The following is a 16,357-nucleotide window of genomic DNA, read 5'->3' on the forward strand; positions in this document are numbered from 1 at the left end:
AAGCGTTAAAGGTCGTGCAGTTTTGCGCACGAGACCTTGCGACGGGTCAAGAACGGATGAGCAGTAGCTATTCGGCACGCATTGGATGGCGAGCGCGGGGCGAGTGTGGCTCAGTAGGCAGCTTAATCAGTAAAATGGAGGGCTTTCCAGTATCGCCAGACCGACATGACCAGCACCACCTCCCCATCCAGCACCGCTTCGCCCGTACGCACCGAGATTTCCACCCTGTGGCGCCTGTCCTGGCCGATGCTGGTCGGCCAGCTGGCCACCGTCGGCATGGGCGTGGCCGACGTGGCGATGACCGGTCACGTCAGCGCCGAGGAACTGGCCGCCGTGTCGCTCGGCACCTCGGTGTGGTCGATCGTGCTGGTTACCGTGATGGGCACCATGATGGCGATCAATACCGTTGTCGCCCACGAGATCGGTGCGGCGCGCTATGACCAGGTGCCGCATTCGGTGCGCCAGGCGCTATGGAAGGGCTTGCTGGTCGGCCTGGTCGCCATGCTGTTTGCCAACCTGTGTACCTTGCTGTTCGATCATGTCGGGCTCGAACAGCACGTTGCAGACCGCGCTGCCATGTATTTGCACGTCGTCAGTATCGGCATGCCCGCCTTCGCCTGTTTCCGTGCCCTGTACGGCTACAGCACCAGCATCAACCAGACCAAGCCGATTATGTGGATCGCCATCATTGGTTTCACCTTCAACGTCTTCGGTAACTGGGTACTGGTGTATGGCAAGCTGGGCTTCCCTCAGCTTGGAGCAGTCGGCTGCGCGGTTGCGACCGCCGCAGGCATTTGGTTGATGCTGGGCGCCATGATCCTCTGGATCAAGCATGCCCCGGCGTATCGCATGACGTATCCATTTACCGGCTGGGAAGGCCCGGACTTGAAAGCCATCGGTTCCATGCTACGCCTCGGCCTGCCGATCGGTGTCACCTATTTCGCCGAGGTCAGCGCCTTCGGCCTGATTAGCCTGCTCGTGGCGCGCTTCGGCGTGGTGGCGGTGTCCGCGCACCAGGTGGCGCTGAATTTCTCCTCGCTGGTGTTCATGGTGCCGCTCAGCTTCGCGATCGGCATGATGACCCGCGTCGGCCAGGCCATGGGCGAAGGCAATCCGCAGCGCGCCCGTTTCGTCGGCTGGGTCGGCGTCGGTATGTCGGTGAGCTTCGGCGCCCTGTCGGCGCTGGGCATCGCCATCTTCCGCTGGGAGATCGCGGCCGCGTATACCTCCGATCCGGCGGTGCAGGCCGCCTGCGCCCATCTGCTGCTGTTTGCGGCCCTGTTCCAGCTGTCCGATGCGACCCAGGTCGCCACCGCCTCGGCGATTCGCGGCTACCAGGTCACGCGCCCGCCGATGATCATCCAGCTGCTGGCCTTCTGGGGCGTGTCGCTGCCGCTCGGCTGCATCTTGGGGCTGGCGCCGGGGTGGTTCCCGTGGGCGCCGGCCGCACCGATGTCGACCACCGGTTTCTGGATCGGCTTGGTGGTCGCGCTGACGGTGGCTGCCGTGCTGCTGACATGGTCCTTCGAGAAGCTGGCGCGCCAGCGCATCCGGGAAGGGGCAAAACAGCCTTTGGCCGCTATGTAATTACAGCTTTTGAAGGCCGACTCTGGTATCGTTCCGCAGTTGTCGCAAATTAACTTATACCAGAGACATTTACATGCGCCCTCTCCTGCTCCTTATGGCCGCTCTCGCGGCCGCTCCCGCTTCGGCTGAACGCCTGACGCTGGACCGCATCTACGGCGATCCGGCCCTGGCCGGCGCCAGCGTGAAGACCCTGCGCGTCTCGCCGGACGGCGAACGCGTGACCTTCCTGCGCGGCCGTGCCGACAACCAGTACCAGCAGGACCTCTGGGAATACAACATGAAGACCAAGAGCACCCAGCGCCTGGTCGATTCCAAGCGTCTGGTGCCGAACGAGGAGCTCTCGCTCGAGGAAAAGGCACGCCGCGAGCGCGCCCGTACCGCGGGCCTGTCGGGCATCATCAATTATTACTGGTCGCCGGACGGCAAGCAGCTCTTGGTGCCGATCGGCGGCGACCTGTTCCTGATCGACGCCGCCAAGCCTGACGCGCCGCGCAAGGTCGCATCGGGCAACGTCACCGATCCGAAGATCTCGCCGAAGGGCCGCTACGTTTCTTTCGTGCGCAACCAGAACCTGGTCGTGATCGACCTGCAGACCGGCGCCGAGCGCCAGCTGACGATCGACGGCAAGGGCACGATCCATAACGGCGAAGCCGAATTCGTCGCGCAGGAAGAGATGGACCAGCACACCGGCTACTACTGGGCGCCGGACGATTCCGCGATCGCCTACCGCCGCTACGACGAAGCGCCGGTGCCGGTGGCGCGCCGCTTCGAGATCTTCGCCGACCGCACCGAAGTGATCGACCAGCACTATCCTGCTGCGGGCGACCCGAACGTGCTGATCGAGCTGATGATCGTGAACCCGGCCACCGGCCAGCAGCGCAAGGTGGACTTGGGAGCCGAGAAAGACATTTACCTGGTGCGCGCCGACTTCAGCGCCGACGCCAAGACCCTGGTCTACCAGCGCCAGACGCGCGACCAGAAGCGCCTCGACCTGGTCGCCGTCGACGTCGACACCCTGGCCCAGCGCCCGCTGCTCACCGAAACCTCGAAGACCTGGGTCGAGATCCACAACGACCTGCGCTTCCTGAAGAACAAGAAGGCCTTCATCTGGGCCTCGGAACGCAGCGGCCGCAAGCACCTCTACCTGTACGGCCTGGACGGCAAGCTGCAGGTCCCGCTGTCGAAAGGCGAATGGGGCGTGGACAGCGTCCTGGCGGTCGACGAGGCCGGCGGCCGCGTCTACATCTCGTCGAGCAAGGACGCGATGATCGACAAGCAGACCTACGCGCTCAAGCTGGACGGCAGCAATGCCGCCAACCCGGTGCGCATCACGGCCGGCGACGGCTGGCATGAGGCGGCGTTCGCAGGCAACGGCAAGATCTTTGTCGATACCTACTCGAACCCGACCACGCCGCCGCAGGTGTCGATCCGCCGCGCCGACGGCACGATGGTGGAATGGCTGGAAAAGAACGAGCTGAACGCGAACCACCCGTACGCCAAGTACATGCCGGACCACCTGCCGACCGAATACGGCACGATGAAGGCCAAGGATGGCCAGACCCTGCACTATTCGATCATCAAGCCGGCCAATTTCGATGCGAGCAAGCGCTACCCGGTGTTCCTGTTCACCTATGGCGGCCCGCACTCGCAGCGCGTGACCCGCGCCTGGGGCAATTATTTTGACCAGTACATGGCGCAGCAGGGATTCGTGGTGTTCCGCCTGGATAACCGCGGCTCGGGCCGCCGCGAGCGCGTCTTCACCGACGCCCTCTATGGCAATCTCGGCTCGGTCGAAGTGGAAGACCAGGTGACCGGAATCGATTGGCTGGCCCAGCAGAGCTTCGTCGATCCGAAGCGCATCGGCGTGTTCGGCTGGAGCTACGGCGGCTTCATGACCCTGCGCCTGCTGTCGGCGGCATCGGACAAGATCGCGATGGGCGTGTCGGTTGCCCCGGTGACCGACTGGGCGCTGTACGACACCCACTACACCGAGCGCTATGTGGGCGGCACCCCGAAATCGGATCCGAAGGCCTACGAGCGCAGCGGCGTGTTCGCCCACCTGGACGGCATGAAGTCGCCCCTGCTCCTGATCCACGGCATGGCCGACGATAACGTGCTGTTCACCAACACCACGCGCCTGATCGACGAGCTGGTGAAGCGTAACGTGCAGTTCGATCTGATGACCTATCCGGGCGCCAAGCACGGCATTTCTGGCAAGGTCAACCAGCGCCACGTGTATGGGATGATCGAGGCCTTCTTCAAGAAGAACCTGGGTGGGACGGCGGCGAAGTAAGCCGGCTTTCGCCAAGTAAATCAGCCGCCCGAGGGCGGCTGTTTCATTTCAGCGCTCCAGAACAACAACAGCCGCCCTCGGGCGGCTGTTTGAGAAGCGTGAAACAGATTAGTGGCGGCGTGCCGCGTCGTCCAGCTTCTCTTCCACATGCTCCTGGGTATCGCCAGCAGCCTTCTGGACCTTGCCTTCAACTTTGGTCGCCTTGCCCTTGGCTTCCTGGGTCGGGCTGTCGATCGCATCACCGAATTCTTCCTGGATCTTGCCACCGATTTCTTTCAGTTTGCCCTTGACTTGGTTTTCGTTAATCATGGTCTTCTCCTTTAAGAAAACATGTCCGGATGGCCATGCATGGGTACAGAATACGGCAGCGTCGGCAGCGCTTCTGTTCGCGTCCGCACATTGCACAAATGTCAGCAGTTGCGCGACGTCATGACACTGGCAATGCTAATCTTTTGTCAACACGACCTTCCGCTTGAAAGGCTGATGCCATGACCGAACAACATCAAGAACATGCTTCCGACCCGCCGCAAACCCAGCGCCGCCTCGCCAAGCGGGTGACGATCATCAATGGCCTGGCCATCCTGTTCATCGCGCTCGCGGCCGCCATCGTGCTGGCCGCCGATGCCCTGCTGCTGGTCTTCGCCTGCATCCTGTGCGCCATCCTGCTCTACAAGCTAAGCGAAATCATGGCGCGCCGCTTGCACATGAAACGCAAGTGGGCGCTGACCATCGTGGTACTGGCGCTGGCAGCCATTATCGGCCTCGGCAGCTGGGCCATGGCGCCGCAGATCTCCGAGCAGTCGAGCAAGCTGGCCAAGGAAATCCCGGCGGCCGTCGAGCGGCTGCAAACCGCGGTGCAGCAGCATCCGCTGCTCAAGCGTGTCGCCAGCGAACTGCCGCCGCCGGAACAGATCGTCAAGCAGATGGGCAACATGGTGCCGAACGCCGGGCTGTTCTTCGGCGGCGTCCTGGGCGCCATCGGCAACGTGATCATCATCATCTTCGTCGGCATCTATTTCGCCGCGTCGCCGCAACTGTATACCAACGGGGCCATCCGGCTGGTGCCGCAAAGCAAACGGCCGCGCGCCCGGGAAGTGCAGCAGGAACTCGGGCAGACGCTGGCGAGCTGGCTGCTGGGCAAGGCCGCCTCGATGCTGATCGTCGGCATCGCCACCTCGATCGGCCTGTCCATGCTGGGCGTGCCGCTGGCGCTGATCCTCGGCATCATTGCCGGCCTGCTCGACTTCATCCCCTACCTGGGCCCGATCATGGCCGGCATACCAGCGGTGCTACTGGCGCTGTCGATCAGCCCGGAGCTGGCGCTGTACACGGTGCTACTGTTTACCGGCATCCAGCTGGTCGAAGGCTATGTGCTGCAGCCGCTTATCGAAGCCCGGGCGGTGGACCTGCCGCCGGCCCTGGTCGTCGTCATGCAATTGGTCTTCGGCACCCTGTTCGGCTTTGCCGGGGTGGCGCTGGCAACCCCGCTGGCGGCCGGGCTGGCGGTACTGGTCAAGATGCTCTACATCGAGGACGTGCTGGGCGACCGGCCGGCCCAGAAGCGAAGTTAGCGCAAAACCCCACGGGGGTCAGGTCTGACATTCGGACACGAACTCAAGCATTAGGCTGTTGTATTGCTCAGCCCGTGTCTAAATGTCAGACCTGACCCCGTCTGTGGGACGGAAAAGAAAAAGCCGCGCGGTGCGCGGCTTTTTCATGGTGGCGGCAAGGTTTAGCGGTTGCCCTTGACGATATCTTTCACATCGCCCACCTTTTCCTGCACCTTGCCTTCGGCCTGGTTGGACACGCCTTCGCGCTGGGCCTGGCGGTTGCCGACGGCTTCGCCGACCTTCTCCTGGATCTTGCCGCCGATATCCTTGGCCTTGCCTTTGATTTGATCGTCGTTCATGTCAGTCACCCTCTTCGGTTGTGAAGCGAGGTCCCACCATAGGCGCGATGCGCGGGGCGTTCTGTTCGCCAGTTAACACACCGGCTTGCGCCACACGCTGGCCAACCAGGGCTGCTGTTCGCGCGGCAAGCCGGCTGGGCGGTAGTAATGATGCAGTGGCGTGAAACCTGCCACAGTCAGGTAGCGCTCCCAGGTGTCGTAGTCGTGGTAGCTGCCGTAGCGCGGGCCGTTCCAGCCTTCCCGGTTGTCGCCGCGCGGGTTCGAGCTGAACAGGACGCCGCCCGGTTTCAAGGCGCCGTAGAGCTGCGCCAGCACACCGGGCAGTTCGGCGCTGGGGACGTGGAACAGCGAGGCATTGGCAAAGATGCCGTCGAACATGGCCGGCGGCAGGTCGAGGTGCAGGAAATCCTGGTGCCAGACTTCGCAGCCGCTGAAGCTGCGCGCCATCTCGGCGAAACGGGCGCTGCCGTCCAGGCCGATGGCCTTGTGGCCCAGGCTGGTGAAGGTCTTGAGGTCGCGGCCCGGGCCGCAGCCGAGGTCGAGGATCGTCCAGGGCGCCGGGGCCTCGATCGCGCCCAGCAAGGCATCGATGTTCTGGCTGACGTCGTGGTCGATGGTGCCGGCGAAGAAGGCGTCGGCGGTCTGGTCGTAGTGGGCCAGGGTGCGGCGGGAGATGTCGTCTGCGTTCATGACAGCATTATCCGCCAGAGCGCGGCGCGAGCGAACAGAATCCGTCCGTTCTCGCCGCTCACGCCCTTACCAGACGCGCACGCGCTGCTCCGGCGCCAGGTACAGCTTCTGTCCCGGCTGCACGTCGAAGGCCTTGTACCAGGCATCCAGGTTGCGCACGGTATAGGTGCGGTACTGGCCCGGCGAGTGGCCGTCGGTCAGCACGTTGCGGCGCAACGAGGCTTCGCGCATCTTGGTGCGCCAGCTCTGGGCAAAACCGGTGAAGAACTCGCGGTCCGCCTCCGTCCCGGCCGCCTTGCCGCTCGGCGAGACCTTGAACGCGTCGTAGGCCGCGGCCAGGCCGGCCAGGTCGGACAGGTTCTCGCTCAGCGTCAGCTGGCCGTTGATGGCCAGGTCGTCGAAGGGCTTGTAGGCGTTGTACTGCTCCACCAGCTTCTGCGAGGCCTTCTTGAAGTGGGCCAGGTCTTCCTTGGTCCACCAGTCGCGCAGGCGGCCCTGGGCGTCGAACTGGGCGCCCATGTCGTCGAAGCTGTGGCTGATCTCGTGGCCGATCACCGAGCCGATCGCGCCGTAGTTGTGCGCGTCCGATGCCTTCGAATCATAGAACGGCGGCTGCAGGATCGCGGCCGGGAAGTTCAGCGCGTTCTGCAGCGGCAGGTTCACGGCATTGACCAGCTGCGGCGGCATCGCCCATTCGGTCTTCCTGGGCTTCTGCTTGAGCTTGGCGAGCTGCTGGGTGTAGTGGAATTCCTGCGCGCGCATCACGTTGCCGAGCGCGTCGTTCGGCGAGACCTTCAGGCCGTCGTAGGACTTCCACGCATCCGGATACCCGACGCCCACATACATGGTGCGCACCTTTTCCTTGGCCTGGGTGCGGGTCGAGGGCGCCATCCAGTCGAGCTTGTCGATGCGGCGCTCGAAGGCGGTCTTGATGTCGGCGACCATCTTCAGGATGCGCGCCTTGTCCTCGGCCGGGAAGTACCTGGCGACGTACATCTTGCCGACGGCTTCGTCCATCGCGCCATTGGTGGCGGCCAGGGCGCGCTTCCAGCGCGGCGACTGCTGCGGCGAGCCGGTCAGGCCCTTGCCGTAGAACTCGAAGCGCAGGTCGGAATAGGCTTTCGGCAGCGTGCTGGCGAACTGGTTCAGGCTGTGGAAGGCCAGGTAGTCCTTCCAGGTGCCCAGGTCGGTGGCGGCCACCTGCTCGGCGGCGCCCTTGAGCGCGCCCGGGTGGTAGGCGATGAAGCGGTCCTGGCCAGCCAGGCGCGCGCCCTTCATGAAGGCGTTCCAGTCCATGCCCGGCGCCTTGGCGGCGAAGTCCTTCATGGTCCAGGTATTGTTGGCCTTCTGGATGTCGGCCGACTCTTCGCGCGAAGCGTGGCTTTCGGCCAGTCTTGACTCCAGCGCGAAGATGTTCGCCGCACGCTCGTCGGCCCGGTCGTAGCCGGCCAGTTTCAGCATGGCAGCGATGTACTGCTGGTACTTGGTGCGCAGCTCGGCCATCTTCGGGCTGTTGTCGAGGTAGTAGGCGCGGTCCGGCAGGCCGATGCCGCCCTGCAGCAGGTAAGGCACGTTGCGCGACGGGTCGGTCAGCCCCTGGTTGAACCACACGCCGAACAGGTTCGGGGTGTTGAAGTTGGTCGCGTTCAGCGGGTCGACGTCGGCACGCAGGAATTCGCCCAGCACGCGCGAGAGCGCGGCGCGGTCCTCCATCGCGTCGATTCTATCCAGGCGCGGCTTGAGCGCGGCCAGGCCGGCCGACTCGATCGCCGCCTCGTTCATGTACGCGGTGTAGAAGTCGGCCACCTTGCGCGCCTCGGGACTGGCGGACTTGCTGGCCGCCGCGTCCTCGATCAGCTTGACGATGCGGGCATTGGTGTCTTCGGCCAGCACGGCCATCGAGCCCCAGGAACCACGGTCGGCCGGGATCTCGGTCCTGGCCATCCACTCGCCGTTGGCGTAGGCATAGAAATCGTCGCCCGGCAGCATGACGGCGCCGGCCGGCTTGGCAGGCGCCACGGCGGCGGCGTTTTGCTCTGCGGCATAGGATGGAGCCATGGCAAATGCGCCGCACAGCGCCAGGGTGATGGCAGTCTTGTTCAAGGTCCAGCTGGTTTTCATTCGCTTCCCTTCTTGTGAAAGTGGTGTTTGCTCTTTATTGCAGGGCGGCGCGGACCTGCGGTAACAGGCGCGCTTTCTGGTCGGCGCGGATGCGCACGCCGTTGCCGACGCGTTCGGCTTCGACAACGCCGTCCGGACCGAAGTTCTTGCGCATGTACGCTTCCATCATCTCCGCATGCGCCGGATTGCTGGAGGAAGCGACGATGCTGGCGAACAGGCTGTTGCGGCCCAGCGCTTCCATGTTGGCCAGCAGCGCGTCGCGGTTGGCGATGGCGAACTTCCAGGTCTGGTCGAGGTGCTCGCCGGCGACCCCGCCGATCATATAGGGCACCAGGTCCGGCGGGGTGTGCGGCGACAGGAGCGACTGCAGGGTACGCGCGGCCAGCTGCGGGTCCTGGGCGCTGGTGAGGGCGCGGCCAAAACGGTTGCGCTCTTCGCTGGTGGGGGCGTTCGCGGCGCGCGCGGCAAGAAGCTCGTAGGTGGCCTTGTCCGCATAGCGGCCGGCGGTGCCGGTGACGAAGTCGATCATCGAGGGCGGCACCGAGGACGGGGCCTGCACATAGCGTGCAAACCTGGCCTTGCCCTCGTCGATGGCCTGGCGGTCGCCGGCCCGCGCCAGCGCGGTGGCCAGCATGCCGCGCAGCTGGGCGTCCTCGGCGGTCTCCCCCGGCTTTTCTTCCCAGCCCAGCTTGTCGAACTTCGGGCGCGCGAAATCGACCAGGAAGCGGCGGATCAGGGCCTGTTCCGGCTCGCCGCGCGCCAGCGAGTCGAGCGTGCGCAGGTTCGACAGGATCGCATCCCAGACCGCCACGCGCGGCTCGTCCCCGTACTTGCGCACCAGGTCCAGGTAGGCCTCCAGGCCCATGCGGCCGTTCGAGGCAAAGCTCCAGGTATCCGACAGCAGCTTCAGGCGCGTGCTGTCCGGCAGGCGCGGCGCCTGCTCGGCCAGGGCGTGGAAGCTGGCCGGGTCGTACTGCACGCGGAAGTAGCCGACGCTGTGCGGGTCGACCACCAGGGTGCCGTCGCAGCTGCCCTGGTTGATGGTCGTGCTGGGGCCGGACAGCAGCGTGGTCCAGGCCTTGCCGTTGACGGTGCCGACCTGCAAGGGCACGTTCCACAGGCGTTTTTCACGGGGCGGCTCGTCGAGGCGGTACTGTTCCTGCGACAGCGTCACCTTGCGCCTGCCCTCCTCGCAGGCCTGCTCGACCCGGATCAAGGGGAAGCCCGGCTGCAGGGTCCAGTCCGAGGCCAGCTTCCCGACCGGCTTGCCGGAGGCCTTTTCCAGCGCGGCCCACAAGTCGCTCGATGTCGTATTCGAATACTGGTGCTTCGCCATGTAGGCGCGCATGCCCTTGCGGAAGGCCGATTCGCCCAGGTAGGCTTCCAGCATGCGCAGGAAAGCCTCGCCCTTCAGGTAGGTGATGGCATCAAAAGCCGCCGCGGCCTGCTCCTCGGTCTCGATCGGGGTCTGGATCGGGTGCGTGGTCTTGCGCGCGTCCAGGTTCATCACGTATTCGCGCTCGGCCATGCCTTCCAGGTAGGGGCGCCATTCGGGATGGAAGTGGTGGGTGGCCTTGGTCGCCATCCACGAGGCGAAGCCTTCGTTGAGCCACAGATTGTCCCACCAGGCCATCGTCACCAGGTTGCCGAACCACTGGTGCGCCAGCTCGTGGGCATTGATGTTGAAGGTGAACTTCTTGACCTTCTCGGGGCTTCTCTTCGGGTCGTACAGCAGGGTCGGCTCGTTGTAGACGACCGCACCCCAGTTTTCCATGGCGCCGTTGAAACCGCCCGGGATCGCGATCTGGTCCAGCTTGGGCAGCGGGTACGGGATGCCGAAGTAGTTGTTGAAGTAGCGCAGCAGGTCGCGCGTGGCCCCCAGGGCGAAGGTGGCCGAGCCGAGCTTGCCTTCGGTCGTCACGATGCCGATGTCGACGCCATCCTGCTTGCTTGATAAGCGCTCGAGCTCGCCGGCCACCAGCACCACCAGGTAGCTCGGCATCTTCGGGGTGTTGCCGAAGCTGATGCGCTGCATCCCGCCGCCGAGGTCTTCGCGCTTGTCGATCGGGGTGGTGGAGTAGGCCTTGAAGTTGCCCGGCACGTCGACGGTGAGCTTGAAGCGGGCGCGGAAGGCCGGCTCGTCCCAGGTCGGGAGCATGCGCCGGGCGTCGGTCGGCGCCATGGTGGTGGCGATCAGCTTCTTGTCCTGGCCGCCCGCCTTGTAGTTCACGTAGAACAGGCCGCGCCCTTCGCGGTTGATCTGGCCGCGGAAGGCCAGCGCCAGCGCGTACTTGCCCGGCACCAGCGGCTGGGACAGCTCGAAGCGCAGGGTCTGCTGCTTCTTGTCGAGGATGGGGTCGAGTTTCAATGTGCCGATGTGCTTGCCCGTCAGGCTGGCCGAATCGATCTGCATGTTGTCGGCGTTCAGCATGATGGTCGAGGTCGGCTTCAGGACGTCGATCTCGACCGTCTGGGTGCCGCGGAAGCTGTTGGCGGCGACGTCCGGCACGATGTGGGCGTCGTACTGCAGCGGCACCACGTCCTTCGGCAGCTTGCCCGGCGTTGCCGCGAAAGAAAACGGCGCCTCGGCCTGCGCCGTGGCGGCACCCAGGGCCAACGCAAGCGCGGCCGTGGCTTTGCGAGCCCGGGCGACTGGCATGTCTCTCATAAGTCTCTCTCTCGAATCTGTTTTTATTTGACGGTTCCTGCGCGCGCTGGCGCAAGAACCCAGCACGCACTGTAGGAAAGCCGGGCGCCGCCTGCGCCCGGATTGCGACAGACTGCAAAAAACGGGGCCAGACTGCTAAAACCGGGGAATGGCGGAGGCATTCGAAAAAAATCCGAAATTTCTTTCGAATTACCCTAAAGTTCCCGAAAGCCGATCCGTAAATGCCTTAGATACCCGGCAATCCGGCCGGCGTTCATTGCCTTGGTGCCAACATGACCTCGAACGACGTCCTCTCGATGTATGAAAACCTCGCTGGCCTCAGCAGCCAGATGAAGGGCGCCGCCGAGGCTGGCGACTGGACCGGTTTCGACAAGCTGAACGTGCAGGCGGCGGTGGCCGCTGGGGCCGCGATCGGCGGCGTGCCGGCACTGGAAGGCGCCAAGCGCCAGCGCAAGATCGACCTGCTCAAGCAGCTGATGGCCAACGACCGCGCGATTCGCGACGTGACCGAACCCTGGATGGGGCAGCTGGACCGCGCGATGTGCGCGCACTGAACAGCACGAATTGACGATCGAAGGCACCTGCGGGTGCCTTTTGTTTTTTGGCTACGATTCCAGCTTGCTCAGCTTGCCCAGGCAGCGGCGCTGGTAACTGTTGAGCCCCTCCGTGACGAGCGCATCGTCCTCGGCCAGCTTCCCGGCATCGATCAAGAGCCGCAGCTTGGCGATGTGATCCCCCTGCGCCAGCGCCTGCGCCAGGTTCGGGCCATCCGCTTCGCCGGCCCGGGCGATTGCCTCGGCCACCGTATCCGGGAAATCCCAATGCCTGGCGATGACCGCCGACAGCTGCCGGCTGCGCGCCAGCAGTTCCACCCCGAACGCGCTTGATGCCGGCACCTTGCCGTTCTGGCAGATGCGGTCGCTAAGGCGGAACGCGACGATCAGCCCGACGTCCTGCATCAGCCCCGCCAGGCAGGATTCGAAGATGTCGGCCGCCACCGCCGAAGCCATCAGGCTCGCCGCCACCGCGCATTTTTCGGAATGGTTCCATACCAGCGGCGCCGCACGGCGGGCAAAGCCCGCCTCGTGCAGCCTGATGAGGGGCCGGAAGGCGACCCGCGCCAGCAGCATGCGCAAGCCGTTCTGCCCGAGCAGCATGATGGCGGCGTCCAGGGTCTTGATCGGGGTGACGGGACGGTAGTAGGCGCTGTTGGCCTCGCGCAGCACTTCGGCCACCAGCACCACGTCTTCGGCCACCTGGGCGGCCAGCTCGCCCGTGCTGACGCTCTCGTCGCGCAGGCTGCGCAGCAGCTTGGGGATCAGTTCCGGGACCCGCGGCACCAGCTCGGCCGCGATGGCCGGGTTCTGCGCCAGCGTGCGCACCTGCTCCAGGATCAGGCGCTCGGTCTCGGGCGGCGCGTCGAACCTTGCCGGGCCAGCCAGCCAGAGGTAATACAGGGCGTCGGTCGCGACATGGTCCGTGCCGCCGCCCGGTTCCTCGGGCGTGGCCGCCTGGGGTTCCGCGCCGCTCAGTAAACGATTGATCCAGTTCTTCATAGTCCGCCAGGGTCTGTGCCGCAGGTGGGATTGTAGCCCAAGGGCCCACCATGCAAAACGCATGAACCTCGAATGGACGTCCTGAAGAGACAAAAGCGCCCGCAGGCGCTTTGAGATGTGCCCGAACAGAAGGCTCGGCCACGGAATCGGGGAGAGCGATCACCAGGTATCTCCTGGCGTCGCCTCTTGCCGGTTGCATCCGGCGTTCGCTGCCTCAGTTGACACGCGAACCGCTTCCGGACACAGGCGTTTCTTCAACGTCTGCCTGCTTTCCGCGCCACGCTATCGGTGGTGGCTGCGCCAGGCCGCTGTGCCGTTCGTGATCTCTCGACCACGGAATGAGTATAGCAAAAATTTTAAGCTTGTGTAGACGAGTTGTGCGCGGCTTCGTCCAGGATCGGTTCGCGCGTCGAGGCAGGCAGGGGCTTGCGTCCCAGCCGCGCCTTGATGCGCGCGCCCAGGCCGACGCGCGGCCCTTCCGCGCGCCCTGCCGCCCGTCTGGCGCGCAGGACAAACACCAGCCCCGCCAGCAGCGCCAGCACGCCGGCGCCCGCCAGCAGCCAGGGCGAGCCCTCTTCCGCCGGCGGCTCCGGCTTTTTCTTCTTCAGCCGGTGCACCTGCTGCTGCGGCGCCACCGGCGTTTGCAGGCTTGAAGCCGGCGCGGCGCCCGCCGCCACCTGCAGCAGCTTCACCTTGTCCTCGAGCTGGCCCAGCTGATCGCGCAACATCGCATTCTTCGCCCCCAGCACGACGCAGGCGTCCACCTGTGCCCTGGGCTGCGGGGCGCAGGCGCCGCCCGCCGGGGCCGGTTCAGGCGTCAAGCGCGCCGGCCTGGCCGGCTCCGGCGGCACGACGACCGGCTTCGGCTTGATGGGCGCGGGCTTTGGCCTGGCCGGAGCGGGCTTCGGCACCGCCTCCAGCGGCGGCGCGGGCTGCGCCGCTTTGGCAGGGATGGGAGGCGCCACCACCGGAACCGGAGGCGGCGCCGGATTCGGATCCGGCGAGAGCCACAGGGTTGCCAGCCGCACGCTGCGCTGTGCGCCGTCGGCCAGCTCCAGGTACAGGTGCAGGTGTTCCGATTCCACCTTGCCGAGCGAGGTGAGATGCAGGAACTGGCGCCCGTCGCGCCGCATCACCGAGATCCGGAGCGTGGACAGCACCGCCGGCAGGCCGATATTGGCGCCGCGGTAGACGTCCGGATGCGCCAGGCGCACCTGGACCGGGTTGGCGGCGTCTTCCAGCATGGTGAGCTCGATGTCGGCCACCAGCGGCTGGCCGAGGAAGGAGCTCACCCGCGGTTCGCCGAGCTCGGCCGCCTGGGCAGCGCCGGCCAGCAGCGCGCAAGTCAATATCAGTGGAAGGCGGCAAGCCATAGGATGGAAGTAGTAGAGCCTGAGCGTAGTTAACGGACAATCGGCTAAACTCTTTAATCACAACCCTTCACCCACAGGACAGCCATGGAAAACAGGATTGAGAAGGACAGTTTCGGCCCGATCGAGGTCCCCGCGGACCGCCTCTGGGGCGCCCAGACCCAGCGTTCGCTCCACCATTTCCACATCTCGACCGAGAGATTAGCACCGGAACTGGTCGCCGCCCTGGCCCAGGTCAAGCGCGCCGCCGCCGCGGTGAACCGCTCGCTCGGCAAGCTCCCGGCCGACAAGGCCGAGGCCATCATCCGCGCCGCCGACGAGGTCCTCGAAGGACGCCACCCGCAGGAATTCCCGCTGGCGGTCTGGCAGACCGGCTCCGGCACCCAGAGCAACATGAACATGAACGAGGTGCTGGCCAACCGCGGTTCCGAGCTGATGGGCGGCGAGCGCGGCGAGAAGCGCCTGCTGCACCCGAACGACCACGTCAACATGGGCCAGTCCTCGAACGACATCTTCCCCACCGCCATGCACGTGGCGGCGGCCATTGCCGTCGCCCAGAACCTGCTGCCGGCACTGGGCCAGCTGCGCGGCACGCTGCTGCGCAAGTCGCGCGACTTCGAGAGCATCGTCAAGATCGGCCGCACTCACCTGCAGGACGCCACCCCGCTCACCCTCGGCCAGGAATTCTCGGGCTACGTCGCCCAGCTGGAATTCGCGGAAAGCGCGATCCGCGCCACCCTGCCCGGCCTCTTGGCGCTAGCGGCCGGCGGCACGGCGGTCGGCACCGGCCTGAACGCGCATCCGGATTTCGCCCCGCGCATCGCGGCCGAGCTCAGCTCGCGCACGGGCCTGTCCTTCAAGAGCGCGCCCAACAAGTTCATGGCGCTGGCCGGCCACGAAGCCATGGTCTCGAGCCACGGCGCCTTCAAGACCCTGGCCGCGGCCCTGATGAAGATCGCCAACGACGTGCGCTGGATGGCCTCGGGCCCGCGCTCGGGCCTGGGCGAGATCACGATTCCCGAGAATGAACCGGGCAGCTCGATCATGCCGGGCAAGGTGAATCCGACCCAGTGCGAGGCGCTTACCATGCTGTGCTGCCAGGTGTTCGGCAACGACGTCGCGATCACGGTCGGCGGCTCGCAGGGCAACTTCGAGCTGAACGTGTTCAAGCCCATGATCGCCCATAACTTCCTGCAAAGCGCCCGTCTGCTGGCCGACGGCATGCGCTCCTTCGACGAGCACTGCGCCCAGGGCATCGAGCCCAACCACGCCCGCATCGCCGAGCTGATGGAAAAATCGCTGATGCTGGTGACCGCACTGGCCCCGCACATCGGGTATGATCGCGCCGCACAGATCGCCAAGACCGCGTCGCACGACGGCCTGACCCTGCGCCAGGCCGCGCTGCAGTCCGGCTTCGTCACCGAGCAGCAGTTCGACGAGTGGATCGTGCCGATCGACATGACCCGGCCGGATACGGTCGAGTAAACTTTTTCGGGGCACCTGCAGGTGCCCTTTTCAATTCCCGAGGACAGCATGCAAAAAATAGATTTCGATTTGACAGCCGAGTTCGTCGAGCTGAATCAGCTGATGAAGCTGGTCGGCCTGGTCGACAGCGGCGGCGCCGGCAAGAACATGGTCGCCAGCGGCGCGGTGTCGGTCGACGGCAAGCAGGAACTGCGCAAGACCGCGAAGATCCGCGCCGGCCAGACCGTGACCGTGGGCGACGTGCAGATCCAGGTGCAATAAATCACCTAAAAACGCTTCGGAAAGGTGGCGGAAAACAGCGGGCTTATGTTTGCGCCCTAACAAACAGAGCGGGGCTTCCTTGTTTATATTTTAAGTCATCAGGATTGCCTTATATAACCGGCCACAGGTGAAGCCATGGAAACCCCGAACCGCGCCCAGTCCCAGGAGCAGCTCATCGGAGACCTGCGTCTCGTCATCGAGAATGCGGAAGAGCTGCTGAAAAATACCGACCACTACACCAGTACGCTGTACCAGAACGCACGCGCCAAGCTGGCGCTGGCGCTGGAAGCGGCCAACGAGGAACTGGCGCGTTTCGAAGATGCCCAGCTCGAGCGCATGATGGCCGCCACCCGCGCCGCCAATGAGCGTTACAGCGACCGTACCGGCGAGCAGCGCATCCTGCGCGCCTTCCACTGA

14 protein-coding genes are annotated in these 16,357 nt (G+C 65.1%); 7 read left to right on the forward strand and 7 right to left on the reverse strand.

Annotated features, from left to right (window positions below):
- The first annotated feature begins 165 nt into the window (after positions 1 to 165).
- Positions 166 to 1,587 (forward strand): MATE family efflux transporter, encoded by a 1,422-nt coding sequence (locus ACK6C6_RS16230; protein ID WP_409268171.1) that lies wholly within the window; start codon positions 166 to 168, stop codon positions 1,585 to 1,587.
- A gap of 73 nt (positions 1,588 to 1,660) precedes the next feature.
- Entirely contained in the window at positions 1,661 to 3,880 is a 2,220-nt protein-coding gene (locus tag ACK6C6_RS16235; protein ID WP_409268172.1) for an alpha/beta fold hydrolase, read from the forward strand.
- Between the two features lie 108 nt (positions 3,881 to 3,988).
- Here ACK6C6_RS16235 and ACK6C6_RS16240 read toward each other — a convergent pair whose 3' ends face one another.
- Complete coding sequence (locus ACK6C6_RS16240) at positions 3,989 to 4,189, reverse strand: CsbD family protein (RefSeq protein WP_307189251.1); 201 nt, start codon at positions 4,187 to 4,189, stop codon at positions 3,989 to 3,991.
- Positions 4,190 to 4,368: 179 nt separating this feature from the next.
- Here ACK6C6_RS16240 and ACK6C6_RS16245 point away from each other — a divergent pair, with 179 nt between their 5' ends.
- Positions 4,369 to 5,451, forward strand: coding sequence for an AI-2E family transporter (locus ACK6C6_RS16245; RefSeq protein ID WP_409268174.1), 1,083 nt, complete (start codon positions 4,369 to 4,371; stop codon positions 5,449 to 5,451).
- Positions 5,452 to 5,612: 161 nt separating this feature from the next.
- On the opposite strand, the gene ACK6C6_RS16250 is transcribed toward ACK6C6_RS16245, so the two are convergent.
- From ACK6C6_RS16250 to ACK6C6_RS16265, 4 genes are all read right to left on the reverse strand, one after another.
- Positions 5,613 to 5,789: a CsbD family protein gene (locus ACK6C6_RS16250; RefSeq protein ID WP_027864847.1), complete on the reverse strand. Its 177-nt coding sequence runs from the start codon at positions 5,787 to 5,789 to the stop codon at positions 5,613 to 5,615.
- A 72-nt stretch (positions 5,790 to 5,861) separates the two neighbouring features.
- Entirely contained in the window at positions 5,862 to 6,479 is a 618-nt protein-coding gene (locus ACK6C6_RS16255) for a class I SAM-dependent methyltransferase (RefSeq protein ID WP_209588171.1), read from the reverse strand.
- Between the two features lie 66 nt (positions 6,480 to 6,545).
- Positions 6,546 to 8,600 carry a M13 family metallopeptidase gene (locus ACK6C6_RS16260; protein WP_409268175.1) on the reverse strand — a complete coding sequence of 685 codons (2,055 nt, stop codon included), beginning with the start codon at positions 8,598 to 8,600 and terminating at the stop codon, positions 6,546 to 6,548.
- A gap of 34 nt (positions 8,601 to 8,634) precedes the next feature.
- Entirely contained in the window at positions 8,635 to 11,268 is a 2,634-nt protein-coding gene (locus ACK6C6_RS16265) for a M1 family metallopeptidase (protein ID WP_409268176.1), read from the reverse strand.
- Positions 11,269 to 11,540: 272 nt separating this feature from the next.
- Between ACK6C6_RS16265 and ACK6C6_RS16270 the strand changes: the two genes are divergently transcribed.
- Positions 11,541 to 11,822, forward strand: a complete 282-nt coding sequence (locus ACK6C6_RS16270) for a flagellar protein FliT (protein WP_036216062.1) — start codon at positions 11,541 to 11,543, stop codon at positions 11,820 to 11,822.
- A 51-nt stretch (positions 11,823 to 11,873) separates the two neighbouring features.
- Here ACK6C6_RS16270 and ACK6C6_RS16275 read toward each other — a convergent pair whose 3' ends face one another.
- Positions 11,874 to 12,824, reverse strand: coding sequence for an HDOD domain-containing protein (locus ACK6C6_RS16275; protein ID WP_409268178.1), 951 nt, complete (start codon positions 12,822 to 12,824; stop codon positions 11,874 to 11,876).
- Positions 12,825 to 13,180: 356 nt separating this feature from the next.
- Positions 13,181 to 14,173 carry a hypothetical protein gene (locus tag ACK6C6_RS16280; protein ID WP_409268180.1) on the reverse strand — a complete coding sequence of 331 codons (993 nt, stop codon included), beginning with the start codon at positions 14,171 to 14,173 and terminating at the stop codon, positions 13,181 to 13,183.
- A gap of 108 nt (positions 14,174 to 14,281) precedes the next feature.
- On the opposite strand from ACK6C6_RS16280, the gene fumC reads away from it, so the two are divergent.
- The 3 genes from fumC (at position 14,282) to ACK6C6_RS16295 (ending at position 16,357) form a co-directional block, all read left to right on the forward strand.
- Complete coding sequence (gene fumC, locus ACK6C6_RS16285; protein WP_409268182.1) at positions 14,282 to 15,679, forward strand: class II fumarate hydratase; 1,398 nt, start codon at positions 14,282 to 14,284, stop codon at positions 15,677 to 15,679.
- A 48-nt stretch (positions 15,680 to 15,727) separates the two neighbouring features.
- Positions 15,728 to 15,940 (forward strand): RNA-binding S4 domain-containing protein, encoded by a 213-nt coding sequence (locus ACK6C6_RS16290; protein WP_409268183.1) that lies wholly within the window; start codon positions 15,728 to 15,730, stop codon positions 15,938 to 15,940.
- 135 nt (positions 15,941 to 16,075) lie between these two features.
- Positions 16,076 to 16,357 (forward strand): DUF883 family protein, encoded by a 282-nt coding sequence (locus ACK6C6_RS16295; protein WP_409268184.1) that lies wholly within the window; start codon positions 16,076 to 16,078, stop codon positions 16,355 to 16,357.

The organism is Massilia sp. BHUDP2, from assembly GCF_046236355.1.
GTDB lineage: Bacteria > Pseudomonadota > Gammaproteobacteria > Burkholderiales > Burkholderiaceae_D > Telluria > Telluria varians.